Genomic DNA, 18063 nt, shown 5'->3' with positions numbered 1-18063 from the left:
ATAGCCGAAAACTGATTGACCAAGGACGGCGTCGTCCAACCCTGGCGTGCGGCGAGAGTTCGCCATCAGTGGCGGGGCCATGGCTCGCTGTGGCCACGAAACACGTGTACGTGCACACCCCTTAACCTAGCGAGCGGGTGTGCGCTACCGTCTCCAGAACCAAGTACCACGCCCTCTCCTTCGACCGTCAATCCTTACCCGTAGATGCCTTCGGAGCGGCAAGTGTAGACGCCCACGTCTCTCATTCCTCGTCAGATTGACTCCGTTGCTGGGTGTGGGGTTCGTTGGGCTTTCGCTGATGCTTCGTCTTGCAACTGGGCTGGGCCGACGGGGCGAACTGCCCACTTGGATCGAGCCGCCCGATTCGGGGCGCTTCAGGCTTGCGGAGCCTGTAGACTAACCCGAGCTGCCAGCGACGGTGTATGGGCCAAGGGGGGCTCATGACGCAGGGAATACCGCCAGAAGTGATCGGCCGTGGTGCCGGCGACAAGACCAAAGGCTTTCGCTTCCAGAAGATACGCGCCTGCATTCGCCTTCTTGAGCGAATCGCCGCGAGGCCAGATGGCCAGATCTACTGTGCGATGGAGTTCTTAGAGGACAGCGTTGTTATCGACGACAGTGCCGATAGCGCAGTGTCTGCTGAAGAGAACAAGCTCTATTCGTCGTCGCTGACGATAAACTCCAAGGCCATTCGGAACACGATAGTCGCATTCTTGGATCTCGATGCGATCTACATGCATGAGGGTTCATTGGGCCTTGCGGTGTATGCGTCAGCGCCGATTGGTGACGAAGTCATATCGATGGATGTTAGGGCGCGTGCTGGCGTGGAAGGTTCCCAAACGAGATATCAGATTCTGCAAAAGCTAGTTGATCGCGAGAAGCTCACAGACAACGAGGTTGCAATCGCGAGAGTGATAGTGCTCGATGAGTACGAAGAACAGTACTCAAAGGAGATGAAGGGACGGCTGGACGCGCTGAAGACGTGGACGAACGGCCAGTTCCGGGCATTCTTTGAGCGTATCGAGTGGTCAATAATCACGGAAACAAATGAGTCACTAAGAAGCAAGGCTCTAGATCTCGTGCAAACATGTCCATTCTTCGACTACAGGCATGAGCACCTGGAAGAGTTCATTTTCACTAGGATTGTGGACCTTCTCGAAGAAAGATCTCAGAGCAAGTATCTGATAGACAAAATGGTAGGAACGTCGGATATCCGACTTCTCTATTTGGAGGCGGCGGCTGGTCGCTCGGAGAAGCCTTTAGACCCTGCGTACAAGTTGGGTGAGATCGAGAGCGCAGTGGACAAGCGAAATATCGCGGAAAAGATCCTGGCGGTATCGGAAGACTACAGTCAACTGAAGCTCACGAAGCTGCAGCGAAGAATCGGCGTCGCGAAGCACGAATCTCAGGCCTTCGACCGTGAATACGTGTCGCTCCGTCACAGGGTTCTCGATGCTTGTGAGGAGGAGTTGGAAAAGCTGGGGAAACTGGACGCGAAGATGTCTCCCGTAACTGTGGACGGAATTTTGGCGTCTCTTACCGATAGGGCTGAAGAGCGCATGTCTGTCCTGTCATCTTCCTACTCATACAGGATCAAAGATCGAGAGACAATTAAGGGCGCGGTGCTTACGCTGTTCGACGATTGCTTCCTTGCATTTGACGAAGTTCCTGAAAAAAATGGATAACGTCAAGCGGCTCAATTTTCTCGTTGGGGAAGATTTCTATTTCCTTACCTACGCAATCTTAAATGCCCTGGATGCATTTACGTCGGCTGATGGGGGGGCGTTCAAGGACCACCGCAAGCTGTCGCACCTTGCGCAGCTTCTGTCGGATCAGCGCTTGGTTGGGATTCTTTCTCGATACATCGATCGGAGCGTCTCCAATCCTATCGACAGAGAGTTGCTGTTCGCGGCCTTCACACGCGGCGAACTGCATAAGAGGGAAATCTATAAGATCCTCTTTGCGTTAGAGAAACGGGGCTATGTCGCGCTGAAGAAAACGTCGAGACCGGAAGTTCTAGACGTTTTCCTGGATCGCGATCGACTCCCCACTGGCTTTCTCGCCTCGCCGGAATTCGATAGTGAACGAGCGAATGCGGTCCAGCTTAAGAAGCTTGTTCCCAGACTTGGTGCAATGACTCACGAAACCTTTATGGATCGAATCTACAAATCAAAGGGATTGAGAGTATGGGTCGTTTGAAGGTCCGCGTAGTCAGGTACTTTGGCGATAAGTACTGGTTCGAGTCGCCAGAGCTATCGGATGGCCTCTCGATCATTGAGGGGCCGAACGGCACCGGCAAAACTACCTTCTTCAACCTCATCTACTATGCGCTAGGTGGCAAAGTCGAGGAGTTTGAGCGGGGCTCGCGTCATGCCCACAAAGAGATTACGGGCGATACGAACAACTTCGTTAGGCTCGACATCGCCATCAATGGTGCCAGCTACTCCGTTAGCCGTAGGATTGGGGACAATTCCATCGCCATTGATATGGCGGGAAATGGCTCGGATCGGGTAACCGAAGTGGAGGCACTTGTCTTGCCTGTCTTTCGTCAAGGTGGTGACCGAATATTCTCCGATTGGCTACTGGATCAGCTTGGCATTGCTGTAGTGGAAATCTATCAAGGCGGTCGGAGTTTCAAGTTGAACTTCTCCGACTTGGCTCGACTGATCTATCACAACCAGAGCCCGGATCCTCATGGGATCTTCAAACCCGCAGACGCAAGCAATTTCATAACGGACTCCCTAGAGGTCCGTAGAGCGATCTTCCAGGTTCTGGTTGGCAAAACGCTGCTCGCGCTATATCAGGCCATTGGCGCGTACAAGCGTGGCGAGAGGGAGAGGGAATCAGCTCGGGCGATTCTGGCGGAGTACACGCAAATTGTCACCGAGCTGCTGGCGTCAAACGGTATTAAGGAGGTGACGAACCGCCTCCACCTTGTTTCCAGAATTCGTGTGCTTCAGGATCAACTAGAGAAACTGGGGCGAGAGCGCACCTCGCGCCTTTCTGCCGAAATTAGCGGGTACGAAGTCGTAGCTTCGTTCGAGATTGCGCGAAGGGACTATGAGGATGTTACTTCAAGACGGGCCGATCTCGAGGAAGAGCTCAGCGCCTTGTTCCGCGAGAAAGTCAGGCTGGGTGAAGTACAAGAAGGTCTCAATGGCGACATTCGCAGGATTCAGAAGATCCTCTATACGCATGAGCAGCTGAGTCTATTCGCACCCGATACGTGCCCGTATTGTTTGAATACCGTCGAGCGAGCAAAGGATAGGTGTGTTTGCGGGTGCGTGGTCGACGAGAAGAATTATCAGCGCTTTTTCTATAGTTCGGCCGAATACATTGAGATTCTAAAGGCTAAAGCCAAATCACTTGAGACACTGAGATCCGCAGCGAATGGCGTGCGCGACGATATCGCGCGTCTTGGTCATGAACGCGACGAGCTGGCCGCGACGGCTGAGGCTTCGAGACTACGCCTGGCCAAGGCTGCCGATCAATCGATTCGCCCACAGGACCAGCAGATAGAGTTGATCGAGGAGAAGATGTTCGAGATTCGCAACATGATTGGCGAACTAGAACAGGCCGTAAAACTAGAGGAAAAATTGGGTTCGTTTCAGCGTAGATATGATGACGCGCTTCTGCAGGCGCAGAACACGAAGGCGGCGGTGGATCAGCTGGATGCAGCATCACGGTTGGAGCTTTCCAGTCGGCTGACCGCGTTTAACGTCACCTATACCTCGTTGATGTCGGCAGTATTAGCGGATTGCCGGAGCGCGAAGATTGACCCGGAAACCTATCTTCCTGTTATCAACAACGGCGAATACCGTGAGGCTAGTGCAGATGTCCCAAAGCGATTCCTCTACTATTTGACCTTGCTCAAAATGTCGCTGGACGAGGATATACCGTTCCCGCGAATGCTCTTGGTAGATACACCGGAAACAGCGGGGATCGACTTCCAGAACTTGGTCAACATGATTCGGCAAATTGAAGTTGCCACGGCGGGCAAGGATGGTTACCAGATTCTCCTTTCCACGGGTGTTAAGAAGTATCCAATTGAGTACGCGGACCGCGTTGTCCTGCGCCTGAGGGAAGATGCTCGACTACTGCACGAACGGCGCCTTGAGCAGTAAGAAGAGCCCTTCTCTAAGCCGGAAGCACGAGTGCGTGGCGGTACGCGCTACGCGATACTTTTATTGTGGCGTTCAGCAAGGACCGGGTTCCTGAGCGGATTGTGCAACCGCACGCCGTTGCGAATGGTTACGGTTGGGCGTGCCGGCCAAACTATGCAAGACATCTGCGGCCAAACTATGTGAGATCGCACAGGCAGTGAGAGGTTGGAGAGGGCCACCGTACCGACCGGCGATCCCAGGCCGGCCAAGTTCACCGAGCCCAGGCTCTGCGCCACGCTTACCCCGCTCAGCACGTCGTTGCCGGCGACCAGGCTCACGTTGCCACCGGCACTGATCGTGCCGCCGTTCAAGATGTTCTGCGCGGCGTTGATGCTGAGGTTGTTGCCCGCGCTGATCGTGCCGCTGTTGAGCAAGTTGCTGGCGGTGAGCTGGGCGTTCTGGCTCGCGGCGATGGTGCCATTGTTGGTGATCGTGCCGCTGGCCGTCAGGATCACGTTCTTGCCGGCGATCGTCGCCCCGCTCGCCGCCAGGTTCTTCGCGTCGGACGCGCTCAGGTACACCACCGGCTCCAGCACCTGGTGGCCGTCCACCGTCACGTTGACCAGCCACACGATGTCCTGGGTGAGGTTGGCCATCTGCGCCGGTGTCAGCGCCACGCCCACCGACAGGTCGAACTGCTTCGCCACTTCGGTGGCGTTGTTCATCAGGTCGCGGTACTGGTCCAGCGCGTCGGTGTCGTCGGCAAGGTAGCGCCGGCCGGTCAGGTCCGTGATCTGCGCCAGTACCTGCTGCTGCTCGTAGAAGCCGTCGCCCAGGCGCTGTTCGGTGGCGGCCGGGTTCAGGCCCAGCTGCTGCAGCAGGTAGTTGCTACTGATGAAGACACTCGTGCAGGCATCATCGATTGTGTCATCAAAGGCAAGCAACACGGTCAGTGGCTCGTCTTGCTCTCGGCTTGTTGGCGAGCCTCAAACGCCTTTTGCGCATCCTCGCGCATCTGCGCCTGCCAGCGGCCTTCGCCTTGGGTTCGCATCTGGGCCTGGTATTGAAGATTCAGCGTGCGCCAGAGCTCCGGCGTCAGCGGCCGGATGGTCACGGCGTCGACCAGTTTCCGCAGCATGGTGCGGCGTACCGCGAACCACTGCGCGTCCTGAGTCACCGGGCGCATGTAGTTGGCGAAGACCAGCATGGTGTGGTCGGCGTCCACGGCGTGTTCGTAGACCTCCCCGACCATTTCAAGCGCATCCGGGTACGGTACGGCCACCACGGGCGCAGGGGTGAGCGCCGCCGGGTCGTCCGCCTGCCCCTGTGGCGAGTCGACCGGCAAGGGCCGAGCTGTGGGATCGCTGCTCAAGCTTTCGTATCGCCAGAACATGTAATGGCGCCACGTCAGGCCATTGATGATTTCAGTGCGATCAAAGAGGGGTCGGTTGAAAGTCCAAACCTTCGACACCCAGTCAGGGCCCTTCGGACCCGGCCCCCAGGAGGGAATGTTCGGTGGGTGATACGTCCATGTAGGGTCGGTATATTGCAAATTCACGTAACAATTGGAAGGATTACATTTGGCTAGACTGCCGGGATGCACGATGTCGTTCTTGTCCATGTACACCTCGTAATAGACGTTATAGTCCTTAACGCCGCGCCCCGTACTGTCCATGCCCCTCCATATTGGAGTACCAATCGAATTATTCGTAAACGCTACCCCAGGTAAAGCCCCGCCACACCCAGCGATGGTTCCTGGAATAAACGGATACTGCGTCCATGTAATTACATAACCAAGTTTCCCAACAATATCCGCCTCAAGTGAGCAGGTTGCCACGTCAATCGGCCACTGTTGCGGCGCCTCCGGAATTGAGCCATCGTAGAGCCGTGAATTGTCGAGCATGCAACCCGCCTGCAATACGGATGCTGTGACTACGAAACAAAGCAAGCCCAATTTCATGGATTGGCCTTCGAGGCTGGCGCCGCCTCAGTCGAAACTGGCGGCGGAGCAGGGGACTGCGGTTGCAACTGCGTCTGTGAACCATGCGGCTGGTGCTGCAAGCTATAGTTCAGCGCATCCTGCGCTGTCCAGTTCTGCGGCGTACCGAGGCAATCGAGGTTGTAGCAACTGTGCGGGTTGATGTCGCCTGAGAAGACCGACGCCAGACCTTGCAAGGCTTGCCAGATGCTTCCTTGCGAAGCACCCTGCAGATACACGCCGGAATTCGGGTCGAAGTACGGTGAGTTGGCAAGTGTTCCGCCGACAAAGGTAGCCACCGGATCGTCGTATTTACTAAAGTAGGAAACTTGATTAATTAGAGCCAAGCCGTTCTTGCCGCTCACTGGCTTATCCGTAATCTTCTCCAACGGATCCACAATGCTCCCCGGCCCCACCGCCGGCCCGAACACCGCCACACTCATCCCTGCGTTCTGGTACCCGCCCCCGGCCAGGACGTTCTCAACATTGCGCGTGGTGATGCTGCCCCAACTGTGGCCGTAGAGGCTGACGTTGCCGGTGGCGGCGCTGCTCGGGTACTGCCAGATCGCGCTAGCCAAGGCGTTGGTGGTGGCTGAGTACTCGCCATACATCGGCGCAACGAACTTGTCCCAGCCGGCCTGGAACAGGTCGGACACCGTGCCATAGGTCTGGTTGTATTGCAGGTAGAAGCTTGTGCCCGTCTGCCCGGTACTGGTCGCCACATTGCCGATCATCACCTGTGCCGCTCGCGCCAACCCGTTGTCGATGCCGTTGGTGGCAAAGTAGGTTTGTCCGCCCGCACCGGATGGCCCCGGAATGGAATCGAGCAAGGTCAGGGTGTATCCCGCCTGCTTGAGCTGTGCCAGCTGATCCGCCAACGGCCCACTGGTGTCCAGCTGGAATCCACCCTTGCCGTTCTGGCAGTGCGTTTCGGTGTTCGCACACGTGACCGCCACCGCCTGAGTCTGGTTGAAGCCCTTGCCGGCGTTGGTCCATGCGTTGCCGAGATAATCCAGCGTGCTGGTTTGCGCCAAGTATCCCAGATTCGGCGAACCGCCCAGCAGCGAACCCGCCAGCGCCGTTGCCGCCCCCACTTCCACTGGCGACAACGCGGGGTTGTCGCGCTGCTGTTGCAGATTGAACGCCTGCCAGCGCAGATCCTGTCCGGTCGCCATGTCGCCCCCGCTCTCGGCATCTCGCGCCTGGCTCAACTTCTGCTGGATCTGTGCGTTGTAGTCCGCTTCGCGGGCACTGTACACCGCACTGGTTACCATGCCGGCGGTACCGACGAAGGCGTTGGCGAGTTCCTGCTTGTCGGCCAGCTGCTGCTGGCTGTAGGCGCTGACCTGACCATTGTTCCACGTCGGAGTACGGCTGATGTCGCTGGTGGAACCGTTGCGAATATCCAGCGTTCCCTGAGCGATGGCGCTTTGCGTCGTGCCGCTCTTGTCCGCGCTGACAGGCACCTGCGGCCCCGTACCCGACATGTTGATCTTCTGCTCACCCTTGGCCGCGGAGTTGTAGTTCAGCGCCACACCGTAGCCAGATGCATTCGCGTTGGCGCTATTGGCGATGTCCTCATGCGTCAAGGACTGCGTGCTCAGATAGTTGAGGGACGGATCGGACGTACTGTCGATCACCGCCCCCTTCAGGTCGGTGTTGCCGCCCACGAAGATCTGATAGCCACCACTACCCGCCCCAATGCCGCTGGTTTGGGTCACGCTGGCATAGTGGTTCTGGGTGTTGCTCTGGCTATAGCTGAAGCTGCCGCCACCGCCCATGCCGATCATCACCATGCCGCCGGCCTGCCATTGCTTGCTGGCATAGTCGTTGGTGTCTTGCTCGCTGGCGATGTTGAGGTTGCGGCCGACGTCGGCCAGCACGGTGTTGCCCTTCGCCTGGGCGCCCTGAATCGTGGCGTCGTTGCCGGCGACCAAGGTCAGCGTGTCGGCAGCATTCACCACCGTATCGGTGTGCGTGGTGCCGTTGCCGTGTCCCTTGCCTTGACCCATCGCCGCCTGTGCGTACACGTTGAAACCGTTGGTGCCAAAGCTTACGCCGACGCCACCGCTGGCGTTGCTGCTGGTGTTCTTCTCCGTGTGCTGCTCGGCTTGGCTCAGCAGGTTGAGGTCGTGGCTGGCGGCTAGGGCGACGTTCTGGCCGTCGATCTGGCTTCCGATCACGTTCAAGTCGCCGTTCGTCGCCGCGATGGTGACATTGCCGGCACTCCGAATGGCGCTACCGTAAGTCACATCGTCGTGCGTCGTCGCCTCGCTGCGTGCCGTGCTGCCGGTGATGCCCACTTGTAAGTTGATGCCCCCACCGCCGCTACTCGCAGCAGCTTGGGCAGCCTGTACGCCACTACCCACCGCATAGGCGGCCTGCATGGCGTACAGCGCCTTGACTCGGCTATCCGTGGTCTGGCTGCCACGTTGGATGGCGCCGGAGGCCGCCTGCACTGCCGCTACGGCCGCACCGCTCAAACCTGCGTGGATGCCGCCGCTGTGCATCTTCTGCGTCTGTGTGGTGTCGGTGCTGCCCACTGCCGCATCGATGGTCACGTTCTGGCCCACGATCGTCGTCGCTGTCTGGCTCAGCACGTCGCTGCCGGTGAGGTGCACGTCGTGGCCGGCGGTGAGCGTCACCGCGCCGTTCGTGCTGCCCACCAGGCTGCCGGTGTAGCTGGTGTCCTGCACCGTGGTGCCCGCCTGCGTGGTGCGATTGCCGATCAGCACGCTCAGACCCCCGCCGTTCATCAGGCCGGTGCGGCTCACCGTGGTGCCGTCGCTCTCGCTGTAGGTGTCCTGGCCAGCGTTGAGCGTGAGGTTGTTGCCGGCCGCCAGGGTCACGTCGTGCGTGCCGGCGATCTGCACCGCCGTGCCGGTGAGGTCGTGGCCCGCCGCCACCGTCACCGTGTCGCCCGACACCGTGCTGCCGATGCTCCAGGTCTGCGCGGTCGCGCTGCTGCTCTGCCGGCTGTACTGCTCCGGGTCCAGCGAGCCGAAGCGCGTGGCACTGGTGTTGAACAGGCTGGAGCTGGTGTGCTCCTCGCTGTGCTCGCTGGCATGCGTCTGCTCACCCGCGCCCAAGGTGACATCGTGGCCCGCGGAAAGCGCCAGCCCCTGGGCAGCGGTGAGCTGGGCCGCCTGCGTGGTGAGGTCGTGGCCCGCGGCCAGCGTCACGTTGTTGCCATTGATCGCGGTGCCGATGGCGTAGCTGTCGCTGGTCGCATCGTGGGTGGTGGTCTTGCTGCTGGAGAGCAAACTGCTGTGCGAGGTGACGGTGTCGCGGTAGCTGCTGTGGTCTTCCTGCGCAGCGGCGAGGGTGAGGTCGTGGCCGGCGGCCAGGGCGACGTTGCCGTTGGCGCTGTTCAACTGACCGGCGGTGACGGTGAGGTCGTGGCCGGCGCTCACGCCGAGACCGTCGGTGCCGGTGAGCGTGGTGCCGCGCACGCTCTGGTCGGTTTGCCCGGCGTTGATGACGGTGTGGCCCTGGATGCTCTGGCTCGTGCGCGTGGCGCTGTCGGTGACCGCCTGCAGGTTCACGTCATGGCCGGCGGCAAGGGCCAGCGTGGCGCCGGTGAGCTGGGCGCCCTGGCTCGCGAGGTCGTGGCCGGCCAACAGGCTGAGCGTGCCACCCGCGGCGAGCGTGTCCACGGTGTGCGTGGTGGTTTCCACGCTGTCGTGCGGCGTGCCGATGCGGTTGGTGCTGCCGATGGCCAGCAGACTGAGGTCGCGACCGGCGAGCAGTTGCGCATCGCCGCCGGCGTGGATCGCGGTCGCCGTCGCCGTGAGGTCGCGGCCAGCCGCCAGGCTGAGGTTGGCGCCCGCCGCCACCGGAGCCGTGTCCAGCGAGAGGTCCCGACCTGCCGCGATCGACAGGTTGCTACCGGCGCTGATGCTGCTGGGCAGTGAGAGGTTGGAGAGGGCCACCGTACCGACCGGCGATCCCAGGCCGGCCAAGTTCACCGAGCCCAGGCTCTGCGCCACGCTTACCCCGCTCAGCACGTCGTTGCCGGCGACCAGGCTCACGTTGCCACCGGCACTGATCGTGCCGCCGTTCAAGATGTTCTGCGCGGCGTTGATGCTGAGGTTGTTGCCCGCGCTGATCGTGCCGCTGTTGAGCAAGTTGCTGGCGGTGAGCTGGGCGTTCTGGCTCGCGGCGATGGTGCCATTGTTGGTGATCGTGCCGCTGGCCGTCAGGATCACGTTCTTGCCGGCGATCGTCGCCCCGCTCGCCGCCAGGTTCTTCGCGTCGGACGCGCTCAGGTACACCACCGGCTCCAGCACCTGGTGGCCGTCCACCGTCACGTTGACCAGCCACACGATGTCCTGGGTGAGGTTGGCCATCTGCGCCGGTGTCAGCGCCACGCCCACCGACAGGTCGAACTGCTTCGCCACTTCGGTGGCGTTGTTCATCAGGTCGCGGTACTGGTCCAGCGCGTCGGTGTCGTCGGCAAGGTAGCGCCGGCCGGTCAGGTCCGTGATCTGCGCCAGTACCTGCTGCTGCTCGTAGAAGCCGTCGCCCAGGCGCTGTTCGGTGGTGGCCGGGTTCAAGCCCAGCTGCTGCAGCAGGTAGTTGCTGCTGATGAAGTTGTTGTACTGCGTGAACTGCGGATTGGTCTCCACCAGGAACTGGCTGCCGGGCTGCACGTTGATGGTGTACAGACCAGTTTGCGGCAGGCGCACGTCGGCATTGGGCCCGATCAGGGTGGAGACGACCTGCGGTGCAGCGAGCGCCGCCGTACTACCCGACGCGGCGTGAAGGGAGGTCCCCGTAGGGGTATTTCCCCCGTTCGGGCCGAGGCTCTGCGCCGAAGCGCCGGCCGGCGCCGGTGCGGTGCCAGGGGTGCGCGCGGTGGCGAGGCCCAGCGAACCACCGCTCACCTGATCGGGTGCACTGCCCACGGCCACGCCGCCCACGCTGCCGCCCGCGCCGCTGGCCTGGCCGACCGTGCCGGCTGCGCTGCCACCCACGCTCTGCGCACCGCTGTTCGAACCCAGGTCGATCACCGCCTGCACGGGTTGGCCGCTTGCATTCACGGTCGTGTTGTTGATGGTCTGCGCCGTGATCGACACGGTGTTGCCTGCGGTCATGCTGGCCGCCAGACCGGTGCCGGCGTTGTAGCTGACCCAGCTCGGCGCGGCGCCCGGCGCCAGCGAGATCTGCTGCTGGCCGGTGGTGGTGCCGTAGGTCCACCAGCCGCCGTCGATCCAGGTGCGGGGACTGTTCTGCAGGTACTGCCAGGCGGTCTGATCCTGGGTACTCTCGGTCACCTGCGCGGTGGGCGCCCAAGCCACGTTCTGCACCGTGGCGGTAGACGTGTTGCCACCACCTGTACCGCCGTTCTGGCCGTTGATGATCAGGTTGTTGCCGGCGGCGATGGTGGACTTGTCGTTTAGCACCGAGCCGTTGAGCGTGATGTTGCCGCTGGCCAGCAACTGGCCCTGCGCACTGGTCGCCAGCAGCTTCGTTACCGACGTGACCGTATCGGTGGAGACGGACTGGAAGGACACCGGCGCTCCCACGCCATTCGGGTAACCCACGCAACGGCCGCTGTCGCTGTCGTGGGCGTTGCAATACGCCGTGGCGTTCGCGAACTCGGCGCTCCCGATCACTTGGGCCGCAGTCACGTTGGGCGGTTGGTGATTGGGATTGGTGTCCGTGGCGAGATAGCGTGCGAGCGGCGCGCCCGTCGTGGTGTTCTGCGCCTGCTCGGCGGCATTGAGGGTGTAGGTGGTGGTCTGGAACACCCGCCGCTGGTTGGTGAACTGGTTGGCGTCGAGGGTGATGCTGCCGTCGGCCTCGATGTCGCCGGACAGGTTGGTCACGGCCTGTGCCTGGCGGCCGCCGGGGTTGGCGGCGATGGTGAGGTCGCCGGTGGTGAAGATCGTGGCGTCGCGGTTGAGCAGCGTGCCGCCCACGTACAGCGCGATGCTGTTACTGCCAGCGATCAGCGCACTCTGATAGGGGTTGTTGCTGGTCGTGGCGCCGAGGTCGGCACCGTTGGTGAGGCTGCCGGCCGTGGCGACGAGCGTGCCGCCGATGATGTTGCCGATGTTGGTCAGCGATCCCGCATTGAGCGTGATGGTGCTGCCCTCGATGCTGCCCTCGTTGGTCAGCGCACCGCCCGTGGTAAGCGTGGTGGCGGCACTGTTGAGGGTGGCGCCGGCGGCGTTGTCGATGCTGCCGGCGTTGACGGCCAGGGTTCCGACGGCCTGCAAGGTCGCACCGGAAACGTTGCTGAAGCTGCCGCCGAGGTTGAGGGTCAGGTTGCCGTTGGAAACCAGCTGGCTGCTGGTCGTGTTGGTGTAGCTGCCGCCCGTCGTCAAGGTTAGGTTCTGGCCGGCGGCGACGCGGCCCAACGCCGTGACGGTGTTGGCCGTGAGCGCAACGTTGCCATTGGCGGCCAAGGCGCCGCCGGTGTCGTCCAGCGACTGCAAGGTGAGCGACAGGTCGCCGCCCGCACCGAGGTTGCCGCCCGCGTTGGCGAGGCTCGCACCGCTGTTGTTCCAAGTGAGGCTGCCGGCAGCGTAGACCGTGCCGCTGGCGTTGTTCACGCCACCGAAGGCGAAGCCCAGGTTCTGCCCGGCCACCAGATGGCCACCGTGGCTGTTGTCCATACTGGCGGCGGTGAGCGCGACGGCGCCCTGTCCACCCAGGGTGCCGCCTTGGTTGACGATGCCCTGGTTGCCGTTGACGGTGGTGCTGCCGTGACCGCTGTCCGCGATGCGGCCACCGGTGTTGTCGATGTTGGCTGCCGTGAGGCCGAGCGTGGCGTTGCCGTCGCCCGCACCGGCTTCGATCTGGCCAGACCGATTGCTCAGGGCGCCGCCGCTGGTTGCACTCAGCGAGCTCATGGCCTGCAACGCACCGCCATTGTTGATGAGCGCCCCCTGTACCATCGCGCCCAGTGTCTGGCCAGCGTAGATCTGACCCGCGTTCGTCAGGCTGCCGGCCTGCAGGGTCACTGCGCCGTTGCCACCAATGAAGCCATTTGCGCCATTGGTCAGCGCACCGCTGGTCGTGACACCCAAGGCCTGTGCGTCGGTGACCTTGATGTAGCCGCCGGTGTTGTCGAGCGACCCCGCATTGAGCGTCAACGCACCGGCGGCCTGCACCGTGCCGGCCGTGTTGGTGAACGCCTGCGTCGCGGTGGCGCGAAGGGTGTCGGCAATCAGCGTGCCCTGGCTGTCGTTGATGTTCACGGCGTTGACGGTGGCGTTGCCGGCCACGCTCAGCGTGCCGCCGTTGTTGGCAAACGTGCCACCAGACTGGAGATTCAACGCACCGTTGCCGGCGATCCGACCGTGGGTGTTGGTCAGGTCGCCGTTGGCGTCGAGCGTCAGCACACCGCTGCCCGCTTGCTGGAGGGTGCCGCCCGTGTTGTCCAATGAAGCAGCTTGGATACGGAGATTGCCGGCGTTGCTGGCCAGCGTGCCGTAGGCATTCTCGAAGGCGCCGACGAAGGCCAACGCCAGGTCACCCGTACCCGTCTGAGTCAGCGTGCCGTATCGGTTGTCGAGACTGGCGGCCGTCAGGTTGAGCGTGGCGCCACTGATATGGCCACCCTGCGCCGCCGTGCCGCCGTTGATCAGGCTGCCCGGCGTGGTGATGGACACGGTGCCATTGGCGGCCAGGTTGCTACCGGCATTGACGACGTTGCCCTGGCGGGCCGACAACGTGAGGTTACTGCCGGCCCGTGTCTGGCTGCCGGTCAGGTCGATGGCTTGGCCGGTGAAGGCCAGGTTGCCGGCAGCCAGGGCGCGGCCCTGCGAGACCAGGCTTCCCGTCGCCGTCACATCGAGCACGCCGGACGCCCCCAGCACGCCATTGCCCAGCAGCCCCGCAGCCAAGGTGCCATTGCCGGCGAGGCTGCCTACGGTGAGCGTGGTGTCTGCGGCGGAGGCCAACACGCCGGTATTCGTCAGCGTGCCAGCAACGTTCCAACCGGCGTTGCCCACCGCGTAGGCAGTCCCGCTGTTGCCGGCATCGCCCTGGGTCGTCACGTTGAGCGTTGCATCGCTGCGCAGTACACCCGTGTTGCCCACGCTGGCCGCGGCGAGTTGCACGCCTTGGCCGCCGTACACCGTACCGGCGTTGGTGAAGCCCCCGCCCAGTTGCAAGGTGGTCAGCGCGGCACCGTACAGCGTGCTGCCCGCCGCCGTGTCGATACCCCCCGTGCCGTCGACGGACACGTTGCCGCCGGACTGGATGACGCCGGCATTGCTGAGCAACGATGAGGTATCGGCGCTGAAGTCGCCCGCCGCCAGCAGCAGGCCAGTGGCTTCATTGGTCAACGTGGCGTTGCGGGTGATCGTCAGCGTGCCGCCCGACTGCAGGCGGCCACTGTTGTCGATCGCGGCGGCCTGCAACATGGTGTTGCCGGCGCTCTGCACCTGGCCGCTGTTGCCGAGGGTGGCGCCCGTCAAGATCAGCGCGCTGTTGGCGACGACCTTGCCGGCATTGGTCAGCGCCCCGCTGGCGCTTGCCTGCACGTTGCCGTTGGCGCTCAAGGTGCCCTGGTTGGCCAGACTGCTCGCCGTCACCACCACGTCGCCATGGTCGGCCTGCAGGACGCCGCTATTGCCTGCGTTGCCCTGCGCGACGATGTTGATGCCTTGCGTGGCTTCCAGCGTACCCGCATTGGCAAAGCTGCCGACTTGGAAGCCGATGGCCTGACCGCTGTAGATGTCGCCGGTGGACGTGGAGCTGAAGACGCCTGCGGTCTGTGCCGTCAACGCACCGTCGATGGCGTACAGCTTGCCGCTGTTCGTGACGTCCGCGCCGCCCAGCAGGTTCAGTGCCTGCTGGGCCTGGATGGCGCCGCTGCTGACGACATCGCCTGCGCTGGTCAGCGACAGATTGCCGTCGCTGCGCAACGTCCCCGTATTGTCGACACTGCCTACCGACAACGTGTTGGTGCGCCCGGCGTAGAGCATGCCGGCGTTGGTCAGACCTTGGCCCAGCGCAAGGTTGACGTCCTGTCCGGCATACAAGGTGGCGCCCGCGGCATTGGTGAGCGAAGTGGCCTGGGTCAGGGTGACGTCGCTGCCGGCCTGCAACACGCCCGCGTTGCTGACACTGCCGGTTTCGCCCACGGTGAGCGTGCCGGCAGCGAGAAGCTGTCCCGTAGTGGCATTACTCAGCGAGGATCCGCCGAGCACGGCGTTGCCCTTGGCGTTGACGGTACCTTCGTTGTCCAGCGTGGCCGCCGACACGGCCAGATCGGTGCCGCTCTGGATCTGCCCGCCGGCCTGGTTGTCGACGCTGCCCGACGACAGATTCATCGCTTGGCCGCTGACCAGCACACCACTGCTTTGCGCGGCGCCGGCGACCTGCCACTGCAGGTTCTGGTTGGCGCTGAACGTGCCCGTGTTGGTCAGCGACGATGCACTCACCATGATGCCGGACTGATCCGACTGCAGCGTGCCGCTGTTGACGAAGGCATCGCCCACGATGATGCCTGCCGCCTGCCGTGCCTCGATGCTGCCGGCACTGCTTAGCGAGGCCGCGCCAAGCGTGAGGCCTTGGCTGCTGTAGACGTCGCCGCTGCCCTGATTGGTGAACGCGCCGCTCAACGTGGCTGTCCATGGGCCGCCCAACGCGTACAGCTTGCCGCTGTTGTTCAGCATGCCGCCGCTCAGGGTCAACGCGCCGCCCGCCTCGACGGTGCCGGCAGTCACCAGTTGCGCTGACGACAGGCCCAGTGTCCCACCGGTGGACAAGGTGCCCGTACTGCTGAGGCTGTTGCTGGCACTGAGCGAGGCACTGCCGTACGCGCCCAGCGTGCTGGTGCTGGTCAGGGTGCCGGTGAGAAGGGTGAGATTGCCGGCCGTGGTCTGCAGCGTGCCGCTGTTGATGAGCGAGGCGGCATGTTCCAGAGTCAGGTCGCCGCCAGCCTGCAGTACACCGGCATTGCTTACCGCGCCGGTCTGGTTGAACGTGAGGGTGCCGGCGGCGATCCACTGCGCACCGGCCGCATTCGTCAGCGCGGTGCCGGATAACGCGGCGTTGCCTTTGACGCCGATTGCCCCTTCGTTGCTCAGCGTGTTACCTGAGAACGTCGCGTCGGTGCCGCTCTGGATCTGCCCGCTGGCCTGGTTGTCGAAGCTGCCCGACGACAGGTTGAAGGCCTGGCCGCTGACCAGCACGCCGCTGTTCAGCGCCGTGCCGTTCGTCTGCAGTTGCAGGTTGCGCTGTGCACTGAGCGTGCCGCTGTTGGCGAGGCTCGCGGCCTGCACCACCACGTCGGCCTGGTCGGACTGCAGCGTGCCGTTGTTGGTCAACGCACCGGTGAGGGTAATCGCATCACCCTGCTGCGCCTCGATGCCGCCCGCATTGGTCAACGACGCCGCGTTCAACGTGACGTTCTGGCTGCCGTAGACGGCGCCACCGGCCTGGTTGGCGAAGCCACCACTCAGCGCGGCCGTCCACGCACCGCCAAGGGCGTACAGCTTGCCGTCGTTGGTCAGCGTGCCGCCGCTGAGGCCCAACGTGCTGCCGGCCTGAACCGTGCCCGCGGTACTCAGGGTCGGCGCGGTCAGCGTTACGGCGCCGTCGGCGACCAGCGTGCCGCTGCTCGTCAGGTTCGTGGAGGCATTCAGGGCCGCGTTGCCGCCGACGGCGAGACGACCGGTGTTCGCGATCGTCGCGGCCGTCAGGTTGAAATTGCCGGCGTCCGCCGACAGGCTGCCACTGTTGCTGGCAGCGCCGCTGACCTGCAATGTTAGGCCCTGGGCTGATTCGAACGCGCCCGCGTTGCCGAACGAAGCACCGGACACGTTGATCGGGCCACCCGCGTACACACTGCTGCCGGTGGTGCCGGTGATCGCCCCTTGCGCCTGCACGGTGAGTGCGCCGCTCTGTGCTTCGATCTGACCACTGTTGCTCACGGTACCGTCGGCGGACAGCGTCATCGCGTTGCCGCTGTAGAGCACGCCTTGGTTCGTGAAGTCGCCGCTGGTGATTTTGACCGTATTACCGGCGGCAAGCGTGCCCTGGTTGGTCAGCGATTGCGCGGTGTTGAGCGTGACGTTGCCGGTGGCCGTGGTCTTGCCTGCCAGCACGACCTGGCCTGCGCTGGTCAGCGTGAGGTCGCCGTTCTGGGCGATGATTTCGCCTTGACTGTTGACGCCCAGACCGGCCTCGGTGCCGATCAGGCGAATCGCGTTGGCATACATGCCGCCCAGCGTCGAGACGTCCAGCGCCACGGTGGGCGTGGCGCCGGTCGCACTCAGCGGCTGGGTGGCCAGCGTGGCGTAATCGACCCGGTTGGGGCCGGTGACCACATTGAGTTGGCGTGCCCAGACGCCGGCATTGATGGCCACGGCGCGCGCGAGCAGATCCACCTGGTCGGTCGAACCGCTAGGCAGACCCTGTCCTTCGACGGTGATCATGCCGCCGGTGACCGCCACCCCGCTGAGTGAGCCGTCGCCGGCGAACAGCGGCCGGCCGGTGGTCAGCGTGCCGCGCGGCACATTGATGAAGCCGCAGCCGCTGCAGCTGATGCCGTTAGGATTGGCGACCACCACCTGGGCCGCACGACCAGCCACCTCCATCGCACCGTTCAACTGGCTCGGGGAAGTGGACGTCACTTCGTTGAGGATCAGCGAGGCGCCCTGGCCCACGCCGAGGTTGGAGTTGCCGCCGATGTAGCCGGCCAACTGCGTGTTGCTGACCGCGCCGCTGTTGTTGAGGATCAGGCCGTTGCTGCCGACGTTGAACTGCTGGTAGGTGTTGTGCGACACGCCCGCGCCGTTGGGCGCGGCGATATTGACCACCGGCACGCCATTGGGTGCGGCGATCACGTTGGTGTGCGTACCGCCGTCGGCGACGGTTTGCGCCTGGACGGCTGGCACGCCGAGCGCCAGGGTCAGTGCGGCCCACAGCGCATGCCGACGCAAGGAGCGATGCCACGACCCGGTGGCCGTCGGTGTGCCCGTGGGCTTGCGCATCGTCGCGTTCTTCATGGCATCGCTC

6 protein-coding genes are annotated in these 18063 nt (G+C 63.1%); 3 read left to right on the top strand and 3 right to left on the bottom strand.

Going from position 1 to position 18063, the window contains the following annotated elements:
* Positions 1 to 440 precede the first annotated feature (440 nt).
* The 3 genes from AC2EWF_RS08325 to AC2EWF_RS08315 are packed head-to-tail and all read left to right on the top strand — an operon-like array spanning position 441 to position 4124.
* The gene (locus AC2EWF_RS08325) at positions 441 to 1685 is read left to right on the top strand and encodes a hypothetical protein (RefSeq protein ID WP_483638892.1); all 1245 of its coding nucleotides are present in this window, start codon (positions 441 to 443) and stop codon (positions 1683 to 1685) included.
* A complete protein-coding gene (locus AC2EWF_RS08320) occupies positions 1678 to 2199 on the top strand; it encodes a hypothetical protein (protein WP_483638891.1) in 522 nt (173 codons plus the stop codon). The genes AC2EWF_RS08325 and AC2EWF_RS08320 overlap by 8 nt, the downstream gene beginning before the upstream one ends.
* Entirely contained in the window at positions 2187 to 4124 is a 1938-nt protein-coding gene (locus AC2EWF_RS08315) for an AAA family ATPase (RefSeq protein ID WP_483638890.1), read from the top strand. The genes AC2EWF_RS08320 and AC2EWF_RS08315 overlap by 13 nt, the downstream gene beginning before the upstream one ends.
* Before the next feature lie 47 nt (positions 4125 to 4171).
* Here the strand turns inward: AC2EWF_RS08315 and AC2EWF_RS08310 are convergent, their stop codons facing one another.
* The 3 genes from AC2EWF_RS08310 to AC2EWF_RS08300 all read right to left on the bottom strand — a co-directional run bounded on the left by AC2EWF_RS08310 (position 4172) and on the right by AC2EWF_RS08300 (position 18053).
* Positions 4172 to 5050, bottom strand: coding sequence for a hypothetical protein (locus tag AC2EWF_RS08310; protein ID WP_483638889.1), 879 nt, complete (start codon positions 5048 to 5050; stop codon positions 4172 to 4174).
* A gap of 2 nt (positions 5051 to 5052) precedes the next feature.
* Entirely contained in the window at positions 5053 to 5724 is a 672-nt protein-coding gene (locus AC2EWF_RS08305) for a hypothetical protein (RefSeq protein ID WP_483638888.1), read from the bottom strand.
* Between the two features lie 335 nt (positions 5725 to 6059).
* Positions 6060 to 18053 (bottom strand): hemagglutinin repeat-containing protein, encoded by an 11994-nt coding sequence (locus tag AC2EWF_RS08300; RefSeq protein WP_483638887.1) that lies wholly within the window; start codon positions 18051 to 18053, stop codon positions 6060 to 6062.
* Positions 18054 to 18063: the final 10 nt, after the last annotated feature.

The sequence above is a fragment of the Rhodanobacter sp. sgz306013 genome (assembly GCF_057031145.1).
The sequence above is the reverse complement of the archived record's forward strand: the minus strand, read 5'-3'. Positions and strand labels throughout refer to the sequence as shown.